Origin of the sequence: Nonomuraea sp. NPDC050478 (assembly GCF_044458265.1) — a bacterium.
Taxonomy (GTDB): domain Bacteria; phylum Actinomycetota; class Actinomycetes; order Streptosporangiales; family Streptosporangiaceae; genus Nonomuraea; species Nonomuraea ferruginea.
In genome coordinates this window covers 895,037-915,737 of record NZ_JBITHT010000001.1, presented here as the reverse complement: position 1 = coordinate 915,737, position 20,701 = coordinate 895,037, and the positions used below count along the sequence as shown (strand labels likewise).

Below are 20,701 nucleotides of genomic sequence, written 5' to 3'. Positions count from 1 at the left end.
TATCCGGAGGTACGGCGGTGCTCTCCCGCCGAACCTCCAGAGCGGGTCCCCACGCGGCCCGCCGATCGCGGGGGCAAAGGGGACGCCACGAGCCTCGGGAGCCGCGTTCCTGACGGTCGACGCTCCATCACGGCCGCCACGGGCCGCGGGCGTGGGCCGGGTCCTGGCGACGGCCGTGGGAAGAGCCGGACATGACCAGCAAGAAGCAGCTCAAGGCCCGCATCCGGGCCCGCATGGCCAAGACGGGGGAGAGCTACACCACCGCCCGCGCCCATGTCGCGGGCAGCGCCGAGACCGCCTCCGACGGCGGCTGGCGCTTCGCCGGCGGGCGGCACCCGTCCAGCGCGGCGATCACCTCCGTCCTGGTCAACCAGGGCGTGGCCGTCAGCGAGCCGCTCGTGTTCCTGGCGGGTGGCGGGATCGGCGCCGGCTACATCCTGTGGGAGTTCAAGCACGACCAGTCCCGTCACGTGGTCCTGGCCTTCCGCAACCAGTGGCAGTACCACGACCGCTGGATGGCCAAGACGCTCACCCGGCTGGGCGTCCCGTACGAGGAGCACCGCACGTCCGGCCTCCGCGCCGCGAGCGACCGGCTGACCGCCGAGCTGGACGCGGGGCGGCCGTGCGTGGTCCTGCCCGACCGCTGCCACACGGGCTACTGGCAGGTGCCCGCCTTCCTGGAGGGGCACGGCGGGCATCCGGTGGTCGCCTACCGGTACGACGCGGACGGGGTCTACCTGGACGATCGAGGGCAGGCGCCGATCTGTGTCCCGCGTGAGCGGTTCGACGCGGCACGGGCCCGGGTGGGGTCGTACAAGAACGTCATGCACGTGCTGGGCGAGGCGAAGCTGACCGAGGCGGCGCTGGCCGAGGCCGCCCAGGAAGGGCTGCGCGACTGTGTCACGCACCTGTCGGCCACCTCGGACTCCTTCTCGCTGCCCGCCTGGCGCAAATGGGCCAGGCTGCTGGTCGACACCCGCAACGCCAAGGCGTGGCCGAAGGTGTTCGCCGACCGGCGCGCCCTGGCCGACGCCCTGCTGTCGGTCTGGGAGGGGGCCGAGCCGGTGGGCATCGACGGCGGAAACCTCCGCGACCTGTTCGCCGACGCCCTCGACGAGGCCGCCGCCCTGCTCGACCGGCCGTCGCTGGCGGAGTCGGCCGGGCGGTTCAGGGAGATCCGGGCCCTGTGGCACGAGCTGGCGGAGGCGGCGCTGCCGGCGGAGGTGCCGGAGTTCGCCACGATCCGCGAGCTGACGGCGGCGATCAAGGAGAGCGTCATGGCGGACGGCACCGCGGGCGGTCCGCAGGCGGCCCAGGCGGCCGAGGAGCTGTGGGCGGCCCGCGCCGCGGCCAACGACTCCCTGTCCGCTCTGGCCGACACCGGCCCTCTGTTCGCCGGCCTCAGCTCCCGGCTGAGCACCATCTACGAGGCCGAGCGCACCGAGATCGCCCACCTCGCCCAGCGCCTCTGACGGCGCCGCGGTGAGCCGCCCGTACGTGACAGCTGTCACGTACGGGACGCGCGGCGTCGTGAAGGTCAGCAGATGCGCGGGAGCGGGTCGCCGACCAGCAGGTCCACGATCCTGGTGCCGCCGGAGGCGGTCTTGAGCAGCACCATCCCCGGCGGCCCCGCCTCGACCGTGCCCACCACGGCGGCGCCCTCGCTCACCGGATGCCGCCGCAGCGCCCGGACCGCGGCCGACGCGTGGTCCCCGTCGACCACGGCCACGAACCTGCCCTCGCAGGCCACGTACAGCGGGTCCAGGCCGAGCAGCTCGCAGGCCCCGCTCACGACCGGCCGCACCGGGATCGCCCGCTCGTCGGCCGTCACCGCCAGCCCCGCGCCGACGGCGATCTCGTTCAGGATCGTCGCGACCCCGCCCCTGGTGGCGTCGCGCATCATCCGCACCGGGACCGCGTCGAGGAGGGCGGCGACGGCCTCGTGCACGGGCGCGGTGTCGGAGGTCAGGTCCGCCTCGATGTCCAGCTCGCCACGGGCGATCATGACGGTGACGCCGTGCTCGCCGACCGGGCCGGACACGATCACCGCGTCCCCGGGCCGCACCTGGGACTCGCCCAGCGTGACCGGCCGTTCCAGCGCGCCGATCCCGGACGTGGTCACGTAGCAGCCGTCGGCCTTGCCGCGCTGGACCACCTTGGTGTCGCCGGTCACCACCCGCACGCCGGCCCGCTCGGCGGCGGCCGCCATCGAGGCGGTGATCCGGCGCAGGTCGGCGACGGGGAACCCCTCTTCCAGGACGAACCCCGCCGACAGGTACATCGGCCGCGCCCCGCAGACCGCCAGGTCGTTGACCGTCCCGTTCACGGCCAGGTCGCCGATGTCGCCGCCCGGGAAGAACAGCGGCGAGACCACGTACGCGTCGGTCGTGAAGACCAGCCGGCCGGTGCCCAGGTCGAGCGTGGCGCCGTCGTCGAGCCGCTGGAGCGCGGGGTTGGCGAAGGCGTCGACGAAGACGGCCTGGATCAGCGTGCGGGACGCCTTGCCGCCCGCGCCGTGCGCCATGGTCACCCTCTCCTCGGTGACCTTCGGCTTGCGGCGGCGGGCGCGTTCGATGCGTTCCAGCACCTGTTCCTCGCGGGACAGCGGCTCCTGCCCGACCGCGGCCTCCGCCAAGGCCCGTTCCGCCCATTCCGCAGTGTTCATGGCCTCACTTCGTGAGGCTGCTCGGTCGCTCAAACCCGTCGCCTTCCCTCGTCGCTCTGGTCGCTGCGCTCCCGCCGCTCCTCAGTCCAGGCGACGGCGCGACCTCGCGGCGCCGGGTGAAGCGGCCGAAGTTGTAGTAGGCCGCGCAGGCGCCCTCCGAGGAGACCATGCAGGTGCCGATGGGCGTCTCGGGCGTGCAGGCGGTGCCGAAGACCTTGCACTCCCACGGCTTCAGCACGCCTTTCAGCACCTCGCCGCACTGGCACGCCTTCGGGTCGGCCACCCGGACCCCCGGCACCGGGAAGCGCCGCTCGGCGTCGTAGGCCGCGTACGACTCGCGCATCCGCAGCGCCGAGTTGGCGATGAACCCCAGCCCGCGCCACTCGAAGTGCGGCCGCAGCTCCATCACCCGCGAGATCGCCGACAGCGCCCTGGGGTTGCCGTCCCACGGCACCACCCGGGTGTACTGGTTCTCCACCTCGGCCCGGCCCTCGGCGAGCTGCCGCAGCAGCATGTGGACCGACTGCAGGACGTCCAGCGGCTCGAACCCGGCGCACACCAGCGGCTTGCCGTAGTCGCCGGCGATGAAGGAGTAGGGCCGGCAGCCGATGACGGTGGAGACGTGACCCGGCCCGATGAAGCCGTCGAGCCGCATGTCGGGCGAGTCCAGGATCGCCTTGATCGCCGGGAGGATCGTCACGTGGTTGCAGAAGACCGCGAAGTTCCCGATGCCCTCGGCCTCGGCCCGCAGCACGGTCATCGCCGTCGACGGCGCGGTGGTCTCGAACCCGATGGCCATGAAGACGACCGTGCGGTCGGGGTTCTGCCGGGCGATCTTGAGCGCGTCCAGCGGCGAGTACACCATGCGGATGTCCGCCCCCGCGGCCTTGGCGTCGAGGAACGACCCGCGGCCCCCGGGCACCCGCATCATGTCGCCGAAGGACGTCATGATGACGCCCGGCTCGTGGGCGATGGCGATGGCGTCGTCGATGCGGCCCATCGGGATGACGCAGACCGGGCAGCCGGGGCCGTGCACCAGCGAGACCGTCTCCGGCAGGTGGTCCTCCAGCCCGTGCTTGTAGATCGTGTGCGTGTGGCCGCCGCACACCTCCATGAACGTGTAGTGCCGGCCGGGCTCGCACAGGTCCCGGATCCGCGCCGCGAGCTGCCGGGCCTGGCCCGCGTCGCGGTACTCATCGACGAACCGCAATGCCCTGCCTTTCAGGTGATGTCCGATTCGGCGAGCGCTTCGAGCTCGTCGGTGTACGCCTGTCCCAGACCGCGCAGGAGCGCGAGCGTGGCCGCCGCCTCCTGCTCGTCGATCTTGGACATGGCGAAGCCGACGTGCACCAGCACCCAGTCGCCTGGACGGATACCGTCCTGGCTGACCAGTCCGACGTTGATGGCCCGCCGGACGCCCGCGACCTCGACCTTGGCGAGTTCGGGCTGTCCGGGGATGAGTTCGACGATCTCGCCGGGGATGCCCAGGCACATCGGCCGCCCCGCTCCTTCCCGTTCACATTCGTGTCATCTTGATGTATCGCTTCACGGCGGGCAGTTCCCGCCAGAACATGGCGACGAGCGCGGCCCCGGTGAACAGGGCCAGCAGTTTGCCTGAAAGCCGCATGTCGGCTTGCACCTCCTCTCGATCTAGCTCGGCGACAGGTTCGGCATGATCGGCAGGATCGGGTTCTCCTTGCCGGGCCGCACGCCCGTGGAGCGGCGCGCGTCCGCCGTGTCGTCCTCGTTGTGACCCACCTGCCGGTGGTGCGCGTGTTTCTGGTTGCCCTGCCGTACGCCCTTGACGTGCGACGGCGTGTCGGGCGCCACGTCGGGCTTGCCCACGCGGATCTGTGACATGTCCTCCTCCTCATCTGCCGAGTTCGGCGAAGAAAGCTGCGATCCGATCCCAGAGCCGCTGCCCGCCGGACATGCCCGTCCATTCCTGGCGGACCAGGGCGACGAGCCGGTGACAGTCGTCGATGGGTACGAGCCAGCGCTCGTCCATGCCGCGCACGATCGCGACCAGGAAGGCCTCCACCGACGTCCGCATCGACTCCAGCTCCCCGTACCGGCCGACGAGCCGTTCCCACGCGGCGGTGTCCACCTCCCAGCGGGTGGCGCCCACCGGGCTCGGATAGTTGGCCAGGACCGTGCCGTCGGCCCGGCGTACGAAGAACGCCAGGCCCACCGGCACGCCCAGCTCGGACGGCGGCGGGCCGGTGAGGCGGATCCGCCGGTTCGGCACCAGCCGGAAGCGCCCGAGGCCGCCCTCGCCGCCCTCGCCCCGCTCGAACAGCAGCGCGCAGGCGCGGCAGGCGCACAGCACCTGCTCCTTCCGCTCCTCCAGCAGGTGGGCGTGCTCGCCCTGCAGCGGCTCGCCGCACAGCTCGCACGGCTCGGCGGCCCGCCGCCGCCGGGCGACCGGCCGGTTGACGACCCGGCCGAGCGCGCCGCCGGTCACGCTGTGCGTCACGGGGCCGCCCTCGACGTGGCGGGCCGCCGCGCCAGCGTGTCGAGCGGGATGAACGCCGTGCCGGGATCGCTCGCGGGCGGCTGGCCCGTGGGCACCCCGTGCAGCGCGAACAGGTGCGCCAGCAGGACGTCCCCGGCCGCCGCGGAGCCGAACCCGGGGTACGCGGCGGCGCGGTCCATGACGCGGGCCAGCGCCTCCCCGTACACCTCGGCGAGCGTGGCGACCGCGTCGAGCGCCAGCTCCGCCGTCGGCCCCGAGGTCGTCTCCAGCTCGTTCAGCATCTCTTCCAGCAGCTCCAGGCGCCCGGCGACGGCGCGCTCGTCCAGCCGCGGCCGGTCAGTCATGGCCGCCCCCGAACATGGGCGAGTGCACTTTTCGCAGCGTGCGGCCCTTGCCGAGATACATGTGCACGCCGCAGGGCAGGCACGGGTCGAAGCTGCGGACCGCGCGCATGATGTCGACGCCCTTGAAGTTCTCCGGCCCGTTCTCCTCGAAGATGGGCATGTCCTGCACGGCGTCCTCGTACGGTCCCGGCGTGCCGAAGCGGTCGCGCGGGCTGCCGTTCCACGGGGTGGGCGGGTACGGGTGATAGTTGGCGATCTTGCCCTTCTCGATGACGAGATGGTGCGACAGCACGCCGCGCACGGCCTCGTGGAAGCCGACGCCGATCGCCTGCTCCGGCACGTCGAAGTCCTGGAACACCTTGGTGTCGCCGCCGCGCACGCGCTCCAGCGCCCGCTCGATGAAGTACACCGCCATGGCGGCCGCGTAGGCCACGAAGTACACCCGGGCCCGGTTGCGCTCGATGGCGTTGGACCACTGCGGGATCCGCCACTCCAGCGTCGTCTCCGGCAGCGAGTCGCCCTTCGGCAGGTGGATCTGCACGCTGGAGCCGGTCGACTTCACGTACGGGGTGTCCACGAGGCCGGCCAGCGCGGTGGTGTAGAGGCGCGCGAACGGGCCGCCGCCGGTGTCCAGCGGCAGGTGGTCGCCGGTGCGCGGGTCCAGCCAGCGCGGGCTCATCACCCAGCTGTAGTTGCCCTCGAAGTCCCGCTTCTGCGGGGCGGGCAGCGTGGTCTGGTTCCACGGGTGGCGCATGTCCACCGGGTTGCCGAGCGGGTCGTGGGTGACGAACGGCTTCTCGTTCACCCAGTCGTCGTAGTAGGAGCTGCCGAGCAGGATGCGGATGCCGAGGTTGATGTCGACCAGGTTGGTGGTGATCAGCTCGCCGTCGACGACGATGCCGGGGGTGACGTACATCGCCTTGCCCCACTCGTTCATCGTCTCGTAGCGGTAGTCGACGACCTCGGGGTCCTGGAACGCGCCCCAGCAGCCCAGCAGCACCCGGCGGCGGCCGACCTCCTCGTAGCCGGGCAGCGCCTCGTAGAAGAAGTCGAAAACGTCGTCGTTGAGCGCGACGGCCTTCTTGACGAAGTCGATGACGCTCATCAGCCGCGACAGGTAGTCGGTGAAGACCGTCGGCGACGGCATCGTGCCAACGCCGCCCGGATACACCGTCGAGGGGTGCACGTGCCTGCCCTCCATCAGGCAGAACATCTCCCGGGTGACACGGCTGACGACCAGCGCCTCCTTGTAGATGTCGCCCTCGAACGGGTTGAACGCCCGCATGATGTCGGCGATCGTGCGCTTGCCGTGGATGGCGGCGTTCGGCGCGTCGGTGGTCTCGGCCCGGCTCAGCACGCTCGGGTTGGTGCCCTTGACCATCGCCTCGCAGAAGTCGACGAACACCAGGTTGTCCTGGAAGAGCGTGTGGTCGAACATGTACTCGGCGGCCTCGCCGAGATTCATGATCCACTCGGCGAGTTTCGGGGTCTTGATCCCGTACGCCATGTTCTGCGCGTAGACCGAGCACGTCGTGTGGTTGTCGCCGCAGATGCCGCAGATGCGGCTGGTGATGAAGCCGGCGTCGCGCGGATCCTTGCCCTTCATGAACACGGAGTAGCCGCGGAACAGCGAGGACGTGCTGTGGCACTCCACCACGCGCTGGTTCTCAAAGTCGATCTTGGTGTAGATGCCGAGGTTGCCGATGATGCGGGTGATCGGGTCCCACGACATCTCGACGAGCTGGCCCGGCTTGGGCGTGACTCTTTCCTGCTGTTCGATGGCCATCCGCCGTACTCCCTCTCTCTCTTCGCGTGTCGGCGGTCTCTACGGACGCCAGCGTGGGTCGTAGCCGCTGGTCAGCGCCTCGCGGTTGTGCCGCCACCGGGGTTCCCTGTTGGCGGTGTGGTTGGTGATGCCGCGCATCCGGCGGATGAACGCGCCGTACGGCTTGATCAGCGTCGAGGACAGGTTGCCGCCGGGCGGCATGTCCATGAAGGGCATGAACTTGTCCGGGAAGCCGGGCATGGTGCAGGCGATGCAGATGCCGCCCACGTTCGGGCAGCCGCCGATCCCGGCCATCCACCCGCGCTTGGGCACGTTGCAGTTCACGACCGGGCCCCAGCAGCCCACCTTCACCTGGCACTTCGGGGAGTTGTAGTCACCGGCGAAGTCGCCCTGCTCGTAGTACGCGCCCCGGTCGCAGCCCTCGTGGACCGTCTTGCCGAACAGCCACTGCGGGCGCAGCATCTCGTCCAGCGGAGGCGGCGGCGCGCTGCCGGCCGCGTGGTAGAGCACCCAGGTCAGGGTCTCCATGAAGTTGTCCGGCTGGACGGGGCAGCCCGGCACGTTGACGATCGGCAGCCCGCCGGTCGACCGGAAGTCCCAGCCGAGGTAGTCGGCCAGGCCCATGCAGCCGGTCGGGTTGCCGGCCATCGCGTGGATGCCGCCGTAGGTCGCGCAGGTGCCGATGGCGACGACCGCCCAGGCTCGGGGGGCGAGCCGGTCGATCCAGGTGTTCACGGTCATCGGGTCGCCGGTCGCCGGGTCGTTGCCCAGCGACGTCCAGTAGCCGTCGCCGTTGATGTTCTCGTTGGGGACCGAGCCCTCGATGACGAGCATGAACGGCTCCAGCTCGCCGCGGGCGGCGGCCCTGAACGGGGCCAGGTAGTCCTCGCCGCCGAGGCTGGGCGAGAGCACCTTGTTGTGCAGGTGGACCTTGGGCAGGCCGGGGATGACGCCGCCGACCACGTCCTCGATCGCGGGCTGGGTCGCGGCGGTGATCGAGACGGTGTCGCCGTCGCAGCTCATGCCCTCGGATATCCACAGGATGTGCATCTCGTCGTAGCCGGCGGCCTGGCCGCTCCGCTCGTGCGTCTGCGTCATCACGGCACCTCGCTGGTGAGCACGTCCGACTGGTAGGTGATCGACTCGACGACGACCCCGGTGTCGCCGGCGACCTCGACGTCGACGCCGCCGCAGCGCGGGCAGGCGACGAGCACGAGCGCGCTCGCCGCGGGCGTCCTGGCGCCGCAGTCGTGGCAGCTCATCGTCGGCGGCGCGGCGACCAGTTCGAGCTGCGCGTCCTCGGCGGCGGTCCCGGCAGCGGCCACCCGGAAGCCCTGGTCGACGACCGCCGGGTCCACCGCGTGCCCGGTGACGGCGGCACGGACGCGTACCGCCGCCACCCGCCGTCCCTCGGCGCGGAGCAGAACCGCCCGGACGATCTCGTCGCACATCCCTGTCTCATGCATCAGCGCGTTCCTTGTCTTGTCGGGTCGCCTCTTGTCGGGCGGCCTCGTCGCGGGCCAGCGCCGTCACCGCGGCGACCGCGCCGTCCACGGCTGCGGCGACGGGCTCGGACAGGCCCATCACCTCGTCGATCACCTGCGGCCGGCAGCCCACCAGGAGCACCCGGCCGACGCCGCCGCCCAGCTTGCGGAGCAGGTCGAGGACGGCCTGCGGATGCATGCCGTGCCCGTCCACGGGCGGCGGGGCGTCCGGGGCCGGCTCGTCGTCGATCTCCAGGACGGCCACGGTGCCCGGCGGGCCCTCGACCTCGACCGCGTCCACCATGATCAGCGTGTCGTACGTGCCGCCCAGCAGTTCGTAGGCCAGGTGGACGCCGCGGATGCCGTAGTCGGCCACCACCACGGAGCCGGGCAGGGCCGCCGGGTCCATCCGCCTGACCACCTCGACGCCGAAGCCGTCGTCGCCGAGGAACACGTTGCCGATCCCGGCCACCAGCACCCGCTTCATCCCGGCACCCCCTGGTCCAGCGGCTCGGTCTCGTCGGGGGCGAAGTAGCGGTACCGCCCGTACCACTGGTTCAGCTCGGCCGCCGGGTCGTCCTCCAGGGTCACGGCGAAGTGGCGGCTGCCGTCCACGTCGAGCAGCACCGCCTCCACCAGGGCCGTCCTGCCGTCGAGGAACATGTCCTGCGGGTCGGTGCCGCGCAACCGGGGTCGCAGCCGCACCCTGCTGCCCTTGCGCACCGGGACCCCGCCCACCTCGACGCAGTCCGTCTCCGGCCGCACCGAGGCATCCGCCTCCGGATCCCACCAGGGCACCTTCGACTCCACCTCAGCGTCCGTCCTGGGAGCGGCGGGCCGCGGGTCGCGGGTGGTGCCGTGCAGGCGGGCCAGGTCGTCCGGGGTCATCGACTCGACGCGGTCCAGGATGGCGGCGGCCCGCGGGTCGGTGGCGCGCGCCTCCTGCTTCTCGGCGTCGGTGAGCGTCAGCGTGCGCAGCGACAGGATCTCGTCGATCTCCGCCGCGTCGTGCAGGTCCCCGGGGCTCTCCGGCGCGACCCGTGGGTTGTCGTACAGCAGGATCGGGGACGACAGCATCACCTGGTCGCCGCTCAGCACGGGGTACGTGTGCGCGTTCGCGCAGTCGCGGGCCGCGGCCTCCGCCCACGCCGGGGGTTCCAGCAGCGAGACGAACCGGCCGCCGGGCACGGCGAGGAGCGTGTGGCAGGCGATCAGCGCGTGCCGGAGCGCCTCGTCCCTGGACGCCTCCGGCGACGGCTCCCGGCCGACGTTCTCAACCCGTACACACAACTTGAGCAGCGGCACGGGCTTCTGGCCGGTGTGCTCGTCGCGTACCCCCGGCTTGTTCTGCGGCACCCGCTCGTAACCGGCGTGCTCGTCGCGTACGGGCGTGCTGGTGGGGGGCGCGCAGGCGGTCAGGGACATGGTGGCGCGCGCGAGCAGGGGCCACTCGCGCCAGCGCGTCCGACCGGCCGAGCCGGGCAGCGGGGTGATCGTCTCGAAGCCGGGCACCCGCAGGTCGAGCCGCTTCGGCCCGGACAGCAGGTCCGCGACGGACGCCGTGAGGTCGAACTCGCGGGGCACGGCCTCGTCGAAGGTCAGCGCGTCCCCGACCTGGTCGGCGGCGCGGTGGCCGCCGTCCGGCAGCAGCTCTTCAGGGGTACGGCGGCGCAGGTGCAGGAAGCGGAGCCGGCAGTGCACCAGGGCGTCGGCGGGCCCGGTGAGCAGGCACTCGGTCCGCTGCCACCACGACTCGGCGGAGCCCGCCACCCCGCCCCCGTCCAGCCCGTGCGCCCTGGCCCACGGCTCCGGCAGCAGCACGCCGAACTGCCACCGGACCCGGTTCTTCGGAGAGGAACGGCGATAGGGGTACAGCAGGTAGCCCTCGTACAGGACGGAGTCCGCGACCGCCAGCGCCGCCCGGAAACCGGGCGCGGCGTCGATGCCGTTCGCGTCCACGGAGGGTGGCCCCTTCCTGTCCCTGGTCATACGTGACTCTTCTGGTATTGCCACGCCGTCTCAGGACAAGTAGGTGGATCGCTCCCCTAGGTGCCGTCCTCACCTAGCGGTTCTTGATGATTCATCCGAGGGGAAATCGGACTTTCTCCGACGTAAGCCCGCTTCGTCCCAACAGGATTTGCCCGCCGCTTTGCCGCACGGTCGCGCGCCCGGTCCAGCGGGCGGCAGGGACCCCCCAACCGACTAATTTGCTGCCAAAACGGCACTTATCGGTAAAGATCGTCAAATGACGCTTGAGGTGCCTCACGGGGGCGGCATGACGTTCAGCGTTCTCGGGCCCGTAAGGGTGCGCGGCGGCGGCGCGGTGAGCGCCCTCGGCCGGTCACAGCGCCGCGGCCTGCTCGGCTTCCTGCTGATCAACGCGAACAAGGTCGTCACCATGGAGACAGTGATCGACGCGCTGTGGGGCGGCGCGCCACCGCCTTCGGCCCGTGCCCAGATCTACTCGGGGATCCACGCCATCCGCCGCGAGTTACGCGCCCTCGGCCTCGACGAGGTGGCCTCCTCCCGGGGCGGCTACACGTTGCGGGCCGACGCCGCGACCCTGGATCTCGCCCTGTTCGAGGGGTACGTCCGGCAGGCCGGGGCGGGGCAGCCGCCCGAGCAGGTGGTCCGGTCGCTGCGCCGGGGACTGGCGCTCTGGAACGGCCCGGCGCTGAGCGACGCGTCCGGAGCCTATGTCGAGGCGGTCCGGGTCCATCTGGAGGAGACACGGCTCGGCTGTGTGGAGACGCTGATCGACGCCGAGCTCGCGCTCGGACGGCACGACCACGCGATCGGCGAGCTGCGGCGGCTGGTGGCGGAGCACCCGCTGCGGGAACGGCTGCACGCGCAGCTCATGCTCGCGCTCTACCGCGGTGGCCGCCGGATCGAGGCCCTCGACCTCTCCCGCGACCTGCGCCGCAGGCTGGTGGAGGAACACGGGCTCGACCCGGGCCAGGCGGTGACCGAGCTGGAGCTGGCCATCCTGCGCGCCGATCCCGGCCTCGCCCCGCCGCCGAACGGGTCCGTGACGGCCACGCCCGGCGGCGCGCCCGCGCAACTCCCTGCCGACACCACCGACTTCACCGGGCGGGATCGTGAGCTGGCCCAGGCGCTGTCCGCCCTGGCCGGCCCACGGGGGAGCGCGCCGCCGATCTGCGCGATCACCGGCCCGCCGGGGGTGGGCAAGACCGTCTTCGCCGTGCACGCGGCCCACCGGGTCCGCGAGAGCCACCCCGACGGCCAGCTCTTCGTGGACCTCCGGGGGGCTGACAGCAGGCCGGCCGAGCCGGACGAGGTGCTCGCCGGCTTCCTGCGCGCGCTGGGCGTCGACGGGAGGAGGATCCCGGAGGCCCGCGAGGAGCGGTCCGCGCTCTACCGGACCATGCTCGCCGGCCGGCGGGTGCTCGTGGTGCTCGACAACGTGACCGACGAGAGCCAGGTGAAGCCGCTCCTGCCCGGCGCGGGCACCTGCTCCGTACTCGTGACCAGCCGCAGGCGGCTGGCCGGACTCGGCGCGCCGACCACGGTGGAACTCCTCCCGTTCGACGGGGGGGAGTCGGTCGAGCTGCTGGGCCGGATCGCCGGGAGCGCACGGGTCGCGGCCGAGGACGCGGAGGCCCGCGAGGTGGCGCGGCTCTGCGGCGGGCTGCCGCTCGCGCTGCGCATCGCCGGGTCGCGGCTCGCCGCGCGGCCCCACCGCGGCATCGCGGAGCTGGCCAGGCGGCTCGCCGACGAGCAGCGCCGTCTGGACGAGCTGTCCTACTCGGGGCTCGGCGTACGGGCCGGTCTCGATCTGGCCTACCAGGCGCTCGGCGAGGCGGAGCGCCGCCTGCTGCGACGGCTGGCCTTCCTCGACGTCCCCGAGGCCGGGCCGTGGCTGGCCGTCGCGGTCGGCGGCGAGCGGCCGGCCGACACGGAGGAGACGCTGGAGCGCCTGACGGACATCCACCTGCTGCGGGTGGCCGGCGTCGACGGCACGGGGCAGATCAGATACGGGATGCACGACCTGGTCCGCACCTACTGCAGGGAACGGATGGCGGAGGAGGAGACCGCGGACATGGCGGTGTCCGTGGTCTCGTCGGCCGCCAGGCACCTGCTCCGGCTCGCCGCCGAGGCCCGGAGCGCCGACCGGGGCCACGACTACTACGCCCGGCTCGCCGGGGAACTGGTCGTCGCCGTGGACGGGAAGACCGTACGGCACGCGGCGGAGCATGCGGTGAACTGGCTGGAGGCCGAGGCCGCCACCGTCCACGGCGTCCTGCGGCAGACGGAGGCCCATGGGCTTTTCGACGAGGGCTGGCGGATCGCCCTGATGGGAGGCTGGCTGTACGACATCCGGTGCTGGGCGGGCGAGTACCGGAAGATCCTGTCGATCGCGTACCGGATGGCGGAGAAGTCCGGAGACCGCCGGGCCCAGGCCATCGTGCCGGCGCTCGCCGCGGAACTGGGGGTGCTCGCCGGCGCCCTGGACGAGGCCGCGCGGACGCTCGCGTCGTCCGAACGGATCTTCGCCGAGATCGGGGACGAGCACGGGCTGGCGGAGGTCTGGCGGATGCTCGTCACCCTGGAGCGCACGCGTGGCGAGCACACCGTCGCGCTGCGCCGCTGCGAGCGGATCCGCGAGACCTTCCGCGTCATGGAGGACCACTCGGGAGAGGCCCACACCCTGCGCTGCGTCGGGCAGATCCACCTCGTCGAAGGCCGCGTGCCCGAGGCGCTGCGGTATCTGGAGGAGGCCCTCCGCGTCGCGGGCAGGAGCCGCGGCGGCTGGAAGCGGCTCAACACCCTGTACTGGCTGGGCGAGGTCTACCTGAGGGTGGGACGCGCGGGGGAGGCCAGGGACGCGTTCCTCGCGGTCGCGGAGGCGGCCGACCGGGCGGGCGACTTCACGGGAGGCGCCTTCGCCCGGCTCGGCCTGGCCCACGTGGCCATCGAGGCGGGCGAGCGCCGGCAGGCCCGCACCCTGCTCGCGGCGGCGCTCGACCATGCCGAACGCTCCGAGCTGGCACTCGTGCTCTGCAAGATCGGCCTGGCGGTCGGCGAGGCCCTGGAGCGGCTGGGCGAGCTCGCGCGGGCGGGGGAGACGATCGAGCGCGTGCTGCCGCGGATCGACGGCCTGGCCTCCCCGCCGATGCGGGCCGAGGCCATGGCCCTGCTCGCACGGGTCCGCGAGGGCCGGCGTGTAGCTCGCGTATAGCTCCCGCATCAACCCGGCCTGGCAGAAAGGGAGACGAGGTCCGCCTCTCTGCCGGCGGGGGTCTACGAAGGGGAGGAGCGCCATGCGCGACATCATCTGGAACTGATCGGCCGGACGACCACGACTGGACATGGACAGGGGGTGTCTCCTATGCGCGATCTCATCTGGACCTGACCAGAACAGGCCGGCCCGGTGGGGCCGGACCGTGGTGACGACCTGATGGCGGCCGGCGGCGCTTTCCACGCGCCGCCGGCCGCCTCCGCGTGACGGGCGGCTGACAGGAGGCGGCGATGGAGAGCGGGGCCTTCCGCCACGCGTTCGCCGTCACGGAGTTCCGGGCGCTCTGGGGCGCCATGGCCGTCGTGCGCGCGGGGACGCAACTGGGCCGGGTGGCGCTGGCGGTGCTCGCCTACGAGCGCACCGGGTCCGCGGCGGTGACCGCGCTCGTGTACGCACTCACCCTGGTGCCGGCGCTGGTCGGCGGGCCGCTGCTGGGCGGGCTGGCGGACCGGTACCCCCGCCGGAGGCTGATCGCCGTCTGCGGCCTGGCGAGGGCCGGGCTGATCGCGCTGGTGGCCGTGCCGGGGATCCCGCTGCCGGTGCTGTGCGCCCTGGTCTTCGCCTCGCAACTGCTCGAATCGCCGGCCGTGGCCGCCCAGATGGCGCTCACGCCCGACATCCTGCCCGAGGACGTCTACCAGGCGGGCATCGCGATCCAGCACCTCACCTCCCAGATCGTCAGCCTGGCCGGTTTCGCGGCGGGGGGCGTGCTGGTGGCGGCGGTGGGCACGAGCGGGTCGCTGACGCTCAACGCGGCGGCCTTCGCGCTGGCCGCGCTGATCGTGCTGCGCGGTGTCCGGCCGCACCCCGCCGCGCGAACCGCGGGAGACGGCGAGGGGCGGCGCGGCGGCCCGCTGGAGGGACTGCGCCTGCTCGTCTCCGACCACCGGCTGCGCAGCCTGCTCGCGCTGGCCATGCTCGCCGGGTTCCAGGTGGTGCCGGAGGCGCTGGCCGCCCCCTACGCCGCCGGGACCGGCCAGGGCACCGCGATGGTGGGCCTGCTCATGGCCGCGATACCGGTGGGCAACGTGCTGGGCGTGTTCCTCTTCACCCGGTTCTGCTCCACGGAGGCGCGGCTGCGGCTGCTCGGACCGCTGGCGTGCGCCGCGAGCGCGCCGCTGGTGGCCTCGGCGCTGGTCCCGGGCCCGGTCGCGGCGCTGGTCCTGTGGGCGCTCGTGGGGATGCTGGGCGCCTACCAGGTGACGGCGAACGCGGAGTTCGTCCGGATCGTCCCCACCGAGCGGAGGGGGCAGGTGCTGGGGATCGCCTCCGCCGCCCTGGTCGCCGCCCAGGGGTTGGGCATGATCGTGGGCGGCCTGCTGGCCACGCACCTGGGGGTGACGGGGGCGCTGGGTGTCGCGGGGGCGGCCGGGCTGGCCGCCGGAGTGCCGGCCGCCCTCGCCTGGCGACGGGCCTGCGCCCGCGACGGGGAGGCCGTCCCCGGGACGGCCGGGCACCGAGCGGTGCCCCGCGATCAGACGCCGTAGAGCCAGTCGACGTGCTTGTGGTCGTCGGGCTCGCGGCTCAGGAAGAGCTCGTTGCGCAGCAGCCGCGCCACGCCGTCGACATGCCAGATGTCGCCCCAGACCCGCGCCGACGTCTGCACCCGGGCCGTCCGCTCGGTCCGTACGCGCTCGTACTCCTTGAGAGCGACCGGCCAGTCGCCGGAACTGGCGGCGGCCTGCGCCGCCAGGCAGTGCGCGTCCTCGATCGCCTGGCAGGCGCCCTGCGCGAGATACTGCAGCATCGGGTGGGCCGCGTCGCCGGTGAGCGCCATCCGGCCGTCGACCCAGTTCGGGACGGGCACGCGGTCGAACATCTTCCAGTGGCGGACCCGCCACAGCGACCTCAGCCCGTGCCGCACCTGCGGGCAGGCCCCGGCGAAGACCTCGTCGAGCTCCTCGGGGCCGCCGTACTCGGCCTCGCCCCGCAGGAATCCCGGCGACCGGAACACCGCGACCGTGTTGAACATCTCCCCGCCGCGCAGCGAGTACTGCACCAGGTGGCAGCCGGGGCCGATGTAGGCGACCACGTCGGTGAGCGCGTGCTCGTCGGGCTCGGTCTCCAGCTCCTCGACCGGGAACGCGCCGCGGTAGGCGACGTAGCCGGAGTTGACCGGCTCGTCGTCGCTCAACCGGGCGCGCAGCCGCGACCGCAACCCGTCGGCCCCGATCGCCACGTCCGCCCGCTGGACGCCCGCCGCGCTGCGCACGACCGCCGTGTCCTGCGCGGTCTCGACGTCCGTGACCTCGCAGTTCGGGACCAGGTCCACGCCCGCCCGATCGCACGCCCGCTGGAGCACGCCGAGCAGGTCGCTGCGGTGGATCACCACGTACGGCCCGCCGTACCTGGCGACGAACTCCTCGCCGAGCGGCAGGTGGGTGAGCTCGCGGCCGTCGACCGCGTCCCTGAACACCAGCCGTCGCGGCAGCACCCCGAGCCCGATCACCTCGTCCAGCACGCCCCACTCGCGCAGGATCCTGGTGGCGTTCGGGGCGATCTGCAGACCGGCGCCGACCTCGGCGAACTCCGGCGCGCGCTCCAGGACGCGCACCCGCCGCCCGGACCGGGCCAGCGCGAGGGCGCTCGACAGTCCGCCGATGCCCCCGCCCACGACGATGACGTCCACATCCCTCTCGGACACGGTCATTCCCTTCTCACTAGAGCCAGCGGCCGAGTACGGGCGCCTCACCGGCGCGGCCGGTCAGCCAGGCGGCGAGGGCGGCGCCCTCACCGCCGGCGGCCCGCTTGCGTACGACGTCGACGGCCAGCGCGGCGTTGAACCCGGGGGGCAGGTCGTCGAAGCCGAGACCGGTGCCGAGGTCGACGGCGTGCACGGCCACCTCGCGGGCGCGCATCCAGGGGATCTCGGTGGCGGGGACGGTCCGGCCCTGCGCCGTGACGACCTCGTTCGTCCACGCCCGCTCCGGCAGCGCGTCCAGGTCGGCGGCGAGGGCCGCCGCGGAGCCGCGCACCAGCGCGCGCAGCTCCCCGGCGGGCAGCGCCGAGCCTTCCTCGATCTCCGCGTTCCGCTGCTCGGGGCTCGCGTACATCGGCGTCCTCTCGCCGGTGCGCGCCCAGTGCAGCAGGCGGCGCAGCGCCTCGGCGTTGTGGTGGACGTGCGCGACGACGTGGCGCCGGGACCAGCCGGGCAGGCCGGTCGCCGCGCCGAGGTCGTCGTCGGCGAGCCCGTCGACGGCGTCGAGGAAGAGGCCGGTGCAGTGGTCCATCCACTCCCGGATCTCGGTCATGACCTGCGCGCCCTGTTCTCGAGCCGGCCGATGCCCTCGATCTCGGTGACGAGCGTGCCGCCGTCGGCGAGGTAACGCGGGGGCTTGCGGGCGTGGCCGACGCCGCCAGGGGTGCCGGTGGCGATCACGTCGCCGGGCCGCAACGTCATGATCGTGGAGACGTAGCGCACCAGCGCGACGGGGTCGAAGACCAGGTCGCCGGTGTTGGACTTCTGCACCTCCTCGCCGTCGACCGCGCCGCTGATCGCCAGCTCGGGGCGGACGCCGCCGGGCAGCTCGTCAGGGGTGACCAGCACCGGGCCGAGCGGGGTGGTGCCCTCGAACGTCTTGCCCTGGAGCCACTGGGCGGTGCGGTACTGCCAGTCGCGCATGGTGACGTCGTTCAGCACCGTGAAACCGGCGATCGCGGCGGCGGCCCGGCTCTCGTCGGCCCGCCGCACGGTCGCGCCGACGACCAGGGCCAGCTCGGCCTCCCAGTCGACGGCGTCGGACTCGGCGGGCAGCGCGATGTCGTCGTACGGGCCGATGAGCGCGTCGGCGTACTTGGCGAACAGCGTCGGGTGCTCGGGCAGCTCGCGGCCCATCTCCAGGATGTGGTTGCGGTAGTTCAGGCCGACGCAGACGATCTTCCCGGGGGCGGGCACCACCGGCGCGAGCCCGGCCGTGCCGGCGGCGTGCGCGGGCCCGTCGGCGGACTCGGCGAGCGAGCGCCAGTCGTCCCGCGCGAGCAGCTCGCCGACGTCGCCGAACCCGGTCTCTACGTACCGGTCGCCGTCGACGCGGACGGCGCGGGTGCCTTCGGCGGTGCGGATGGTGGCGAGTCTCATGCGTGCTTCCTCGGGTCGATCTGGACGCGGTGCTGGTGGAGCTTCTCGATGACGGGGGTGTCGCTGAACCGGAAGAGGTCGAGGCCGCGCTCGGTCTCGACGGTCAGCGGCTGCCAGGACGGGACGACGAAGAGGTCGCCGCGCTCGACGTCCCAGCTCGCCGAACCCACGGTGACCCGGCCGAGACCGCCGAACACCTGGAAGACCGACGAGCCGACCTCCCGGCGGGTGGCGGTCCCGGTGCCGGGGGCGAGGCGGTGGAACTCGGCGCGGATGGTCGGCATGACGTCGCCGCCGGTGGTCGGGTTGGTGTAGCGGACCGCCGCGTGTCCCGGCTCGGTGGTGGCGGTGTAGCCCTCGGCTTCAAGCCTGAGCTGCTCCGACAGCGCCCGGTCGGTGTGCTCCCAGCGGTAGGCGAGCAGCGGGGTCGCCGGGGACGGGTCGAGCTGGGTAAGCGGGCGCAGGCCGGGGTGCGCCCACAGCCGCTCCGAGCGCGACCGGTCGGGCGCCTCCCGGCTCTCCACCTCGTCCGGGCCGAACTCGAAGAACGTCGAGTCGGTGTAGTGCTGGAACGGGATGTCGAGGCCGTCGATCCAGGCCATCGGCTCGCTGCTGGTGTTGTGGTGGCCGTGCCAGTTCCAGCCCGCCTGCGGCAGGAAGTCGCCACGCCGCATCGCGACCGGGTCGCCGTTCACCACGGTCCACACGCCCTCGCCCTCGACGACGAAACGGAAGGCGTGCTGGGTGTGCCGGTGCACGGGGGCGTCCTCGCGCGGGTTCAGGTACTGGATCGCCGCCCACAGGGTCGGCGTCGCGAACGGACGACCGCCCAGCCCGGGGTTGGCCAGCGCGATGGCGCGGCGCTCGCCGCCCCGGCCGACCGGGACGAGCGCGCCCGCCTTCGTGGCCATCGGGAGCAGCCGGTTCCAGCGCCACAGGTGCGGCACGGCGGCGGACACCGGCGCGTGCGGCATCAGGTCGCCGATCTCGGTCCAGAGCGGGACCAGCAGCTCGGACTCGAACTCGCGGTAGAGCCCGTCGAGCTCGGGAGTGCGGTCGGGCTGGTCGGGCGCGTCGCTCGCGACGATGCTGACGGGACTGGTGACGGTCATCGGTGTACGGCTCCTTGACAGATGCGCTGCAGTGACCCGGGTACCATCCTGGTCTAGGTTCCTCCTGATGGAATAGGTTGTTCTGCTGTGAAGAATCGCCCGTCGTACGCGATCGAGTCGGTCGATCACGCGCTGCACCTGGCCACGCTGCTGCAGCAGGAGGGGCCGCTGCGGCTGAGCGACGTCGCCGAGCGGCTGGGCGTCTCGCGCTCCACCGCGCACCGCCTGCTGGCGATGCTCGTCTACCGCGACTTCGCCGAGCAGGACTCCGACCGGCGCTACCGGGCCGGGCCTGTCCTGCGGCCCGCGCCCGTCTCGGAAGCCCCGGTCACGCTGCTGCGCAGGGTGGCCCGCCCGCACCTGGAGCGGATGGTCGCGCACGTGCGCGAGTCGGCGAACCTGGTGGTGCGCGCGGGCGCGGAGGTCCGCTTCGTCGACACCGTCGAGTGCGACAACGTGCTGCGCGTCGGCGACCGTACCGGGCGCTCGTTGCCGGCCCACCTGACCTCGGGCGGCAAGGCGATCCTGGCCCTGCTCCCGCCCGCCGAGCTGGCGCGGCTCTACGCGGACGAGGCCGAGCTGGCCCGCGTCCGGCGCGACCTGGCGGCGGTGCGCCGGCGCGGCGTCGCCATCAACGACCAGCGGACGGAGACGGGCCTGACGGCGGTGGGGGTGGCGCTGCGCGACGGATCGGGCCGTCCGTACGCGGCGATCTCGATCGCGCTGCCCACCGCGCGTTTCACCAGGGAGCGGCTGCCGGGCTGGATCAGCGCGCTCACCCTGACCGCGGCCGCGATCGAGGCCGACGCGATCTGACCGCTCAGGCGCGCACCGGCTCGTAGTGGAGCGCGAGGATCCCGCAGTCGAACGTCCGCGTGCCGGCCACGCGGAAGCGGTGGTAGGCGTCCGCCGGGAACACCGGCATGCCGGCCCCGATCGAGGTCGGGTTGACGAACAGGTGGAGCTCGTCGACGAGCCCCGCGGCGATCAGGCTCGACACGAGCGTGCCGCCCCCGTACACGATCAGGTCGCCGCCCGGCTCGGCCTTGAGCCCTTCGATGATCTCGGTCAGGTCGCCGCCTGCCACGGTGGCGTTCTCCCACGGCGACTCGGTGAGGCTGTTGGAGATGACGGTCTTGGGCGTGTCGTTCATCCAGTCGATCGACTCCTCGTCCTCGCCCTCGGGCCTGGACGCCCAGGCCGGGATGAACCCTTCGGCGAGCTTGCGGCCCAGCACGATGCGGTCGACGGACTTGGTGAGCGCGTTGACGTGGTCGCTGAGGTCGTCGGTCCACGGGAACGTCAGCCAGTCCATCTCGCCCTGCGGGCCGGCCATGAAGCCGTCGACGGTCGTCTGGACCTGGAGCTTGAGCTTGCGCATGGATGAGTCCTTTCCGGTTCGCCGCTTCCGATGGTGGCGGAGCGTTCTTACGACCTTCTTACGCTCCTCTTCCTGGCTGAAAGTTTCAGGGGCCGTCGCAGGTCACCAGGGGGAG

The 20,701-nt window shown here is 72.7% G+C and carries 21 protein-coding genes; 4 read left to right on the top strand and 17 right to left on the bottom strand.

Annotated elements, in window-relative coordinates:
* The first annotated feature begins 191 nt into the window (after positions 1-191).
* Positions 192-1,472, top strand: coding sequence for a BtrH N-terminal domain-containing protein (locus ACIBF7_RS04305; protein ID WP_364237718.1), 1,281 nt, complete (start codon positions 192-194; stop codon positions 1,470-1,472).
* A 65-nt stretch (positions 1,473-1,537) separates the two neighbouring features.
* On the opposite strand, the gene hypE is transcribed toward ACIBF7_RS04305, so the two are convergent.
* Genes hypE through ACIBF7_RS04245 form a run of 12 tightly spaced genes read right to left on the bottom strand, consistent with a single transcriptional unit; the run spans position 1,538 to position 10,744 of the window.
* Positions 1,538-2,665, bottom strand: coding sequence for a hydrogenase expression/formation protein HypE (hypE, locus tag ACIBF7_RS04300; protein ID WP_364237721.1), 1,128 nt, complete (start codon positions 2,663-2,665; stop codon positions 1,538-1,540).
* A gap of 4 nt (positions 2,666-2,669) precedes the next feature.
* Complete coding sequence (hypD, locus tag ACIBF7_RS04295; RefSeq protein ID WP_271278887.1) at positions 2,670-3,875, bottom strand: hydrogenase formation protein HypD; 1,206 nt, start codon at positions 3,873-3,875, stop codon at positions 2,670-2,672.
* A gap of 11 nt (positions 3,876-3,886) precedes the next feature.
* Positions 3,887-4,159: a HypC/HybG/HupF family hydrogenase formation chaperone gene (locus tag ACIBF7_RS04290; protein ID WP_148035810.1), complete on the bottom strand. Its 273-nt coding sequence runs from the start codon at positions 4,157-4,159 to the stop codon at positions 3,887-3,889.
* A 22-nt stretch (positions 4,160-4,181) separates the two neighbouring features.
* Positions 4,182-4,292: a DUF6893 family small protein gene (locus tag ACIBF7_RS04285; protein WP_378525391.1), complete on the bottom strand. Its 111-nt coding sequence runs from the start codon at positions 4,290-4,292 to the stop codon at positions 4,182-4,184.
* Between the two features lie 23 nt (positions 4,293-4,315).
* Positions 4,316-4,525, bottom strand: a complete 210-nt coding sequence (locus tag ACIBF7_RS04280) for a hypothetical protein (protein ID WP_364237726.1) — start codon at positions 4,523-4,525, stop codon at positions 4,316-4,318.
* Between the two features lie 10 nt (positions 4,526-4,535).
* Positions 4,536-5,141, bottom strand: a complete 606-nt coding sequence (locus tag ACIBF7_RS04275; protein WP_261808976.1) for a DUF5947 family protein — start codon at positions 5,139-5,141, stop codon at positions 4,536-4,538.
* The gene (locus ACIBF7_RS04270) at positions 5,138-5,485 is read right to left on the bottom strand and encodes a hypothetical protein (protein ID WP_397196401.1); all 348 of its coding nucleotides are present in this window, start codon (positions 5,483-5,485) and stop codon (positions 5,138-5,140) included. The genes ACIBF7_RS04275 and ACIBF7_RS04270 overlap by 4 nt, the downstream gene beginning before the upstream one ends.
* Entirely contained in the window at positions 5,478-7,271 is a 1,794-nt protein-coding gene (locus ACIBF7_RS04265) for a nickel-dependent hydrogenase large subunit (protein ID WP_397196400.1), read from the bottom strand. Before ACIBF7_RS04265 ends, ACIBF7_RS04270 begins: the two co-directional genes overlap by 8 nt.
* A 39-nt stretch (positions 7,272-7,310) precedes the next feature.
* Positions 7,311-8,369, bottom strand: a complete 1,059-nt coding sequence (locus ACIBF7_RS04260; protein ID WP_271278892.1) for a hydrogenase expression protein HypE — start codon at positions 8,367-8,369, stop codon at positions 7,311-7,313.
* Complete coding sequence (locus tag ACIBF7_RS04255; RefSeq protein WP_271278893.1) at positions 8,369-8,737, bottom strand: hydrogenase/urease maturation nickel metallochaperone HypA; 369 nt, start codon at positions 8,735-8,737, stop codon at positions 8,369-8,371. The genes ACIBF7_RS04260 and ACIBF7_RS04255 overlap by 1 nt, the downstream gene beginning before the upstream one ends.
* Complete coding sequence (locus tag ACIBF7_RS04250; protein ID WP_148035805.1) at positions 8,730-9,242, bottom strand: hydrogenase maturation protease; 513 nt, start codon at positions 9,240-9,242, stop codon at positions 8,730-8,732. Before ACIBF7_RS04250 ends, ACIBF7_RS04255 begins: the two co-directional genes overlap by 8 nt.
* Positions 9,239-10,744: a hypothetical protein gene (locus ACIBF7_RS04245; protein ID WP_397196399.1), complete on the bottom strand. Its 1,506-nt coding sequence runs from the start codon at positions 10,742-10,744 to the stop codon at positions 9,239-9,241. Before ACIBF7_RS04245 ends, ACIBF7_RS04250 begins: the two co-directional genes overlap by 4 nt.
* A gap of 286 nt (positions 10,745-11,030) precedes the next feature.
* Between ACIBF7_RS04245 and ACIBF7_RS04240 the strand changes: the two genes are divergently transcribed.
* Both ACIBF7_RS04240 and ACIBF7_RS04235 read left to right on the top strand, forming a co-directional pair.
* Positions 11,031-13,955: a BTAD domain-containing putative transcriptional regulator gene (locus tag ACIBF7_RS04240; protein ID WP_397196398.1), complete on the top strand. Its 2,925-nt coding sequence runs from the start codon at positions 11,031-11,033 to the stop codon at positions 13,953-13,955.
* Positions 13,956-14,245: 290 nt separating this feature from the next.
* On the top strand, positions 14,246-15,502 hold the full coding sequence (locus ACIBF7_RS04235; protein ID WP_397196397.1) for an MFS transporter: 1,257 nt from the start codon (positions 14,246-14,248) through the stop codon (positions 15,500-15,502).
* Here ACIBF7_RS04235 and ACIBF7_RS04230 read toward each other — a convergent pair.
* Genes ACIBF7_RS04230 through ACIBF7_RS04215 form a run of 4 tightly spaced genes read right to left on the bottom strand, consistent with a single transcriptional unit; the run spans position 15,490 to position 19,205 of the window.
* The gene (locus tag ACIBF7_RS04230) at positions 15,490-16,659 is read right to left on the bottom strand and encodes an FAD-dependent oxidoreductase (protein ID WP_397196396.1); all 1,170 of its coding nucleotides are present in this window, start codon (positions 16,657-16,659) and stop codon (positions 15,490-15,492) included. The genes ACIBF7_RS04235 and ACIBF7_RS04230 overlap by 13 nt on opposite strands.
* Before the next feature lie 16 nt (positions 16,660-16,675).
* Positions 16,676-17,266, bottom strand: a complete 591-nt coding sequence (locus ACIBF7_RS04225) for a maleylpyruvate isomerase family mycothiol-dependent enzyme (RefSeq protein WP_397196395.1) — start codon at positions 17,264-17,266, stop codon at positions 16,676-16,678.
* The gene (locus ACIBF7_RS04220) at positions 17,263-18,093 is read right to left on the bottom strand and encodes a fumarylacetoacetate hydrolase family protein (protein ID WP_148035801.1); all 831 of its coding nucleotides are present in this window, start codon (positions 18,091-18,093) and stop codon (positions 17,263-17,265) included. Before ACIBF7_RS04220 ends, ACIBF7_RS04225 begins: the two co-directional genes overlap by 4 nt.
* A complete protein-coding gene (locus ACIBF7_RS04215) occupies positions 18,090-19,205 on the bottom strand; it encodes a cupin domain-containing protein (protein ID WP_397196394.1) in 1,116 nt (371 codons plus the stop codon). The genes ACIBF7_RS04220 and ACIBF7_RS04215 overlap by 4 nt, the downstream gene beginning before the upstream one ends.
* A gap of 87 nt (positions 19,206-19,292) precedes the next feature.
* Between ACIBF7_RS04215 and ACIBF7_RS04210 the strand changes: the two genes are divergently transcribed.
* The gene (locus ACIBF7_RS04210) at positions 19,293-20,021 is read left to right on the top strand and encodes an IclR family transcriptional regulator (protein WP_148035799.1); all 729 of its coding nucleotides are present in this window, start codon (positions 19,293-19,295) and stop codon (positions 20,019-20,021) included.
* 4 nt (positions 20,022-20,025) lie between these two features.
* Here ACIBF7_RS04210 and ACIBF7_RS04205 read toward each other — a convergent pair whose 3' ends face one another.
* Positions 20,026-20,586, bottom strand: a complete 561-nt coding sequence (locus ACIBF7_RS04205) for a dihydrofolate reductase family protein (RefSeq protein ID WP_148035798.1) — start codon at positions 20,584-20,586, stop codon at positions 20,026-20,028.
* Positions 20,587-20,701: the final 115 nt, after the last annotated feature.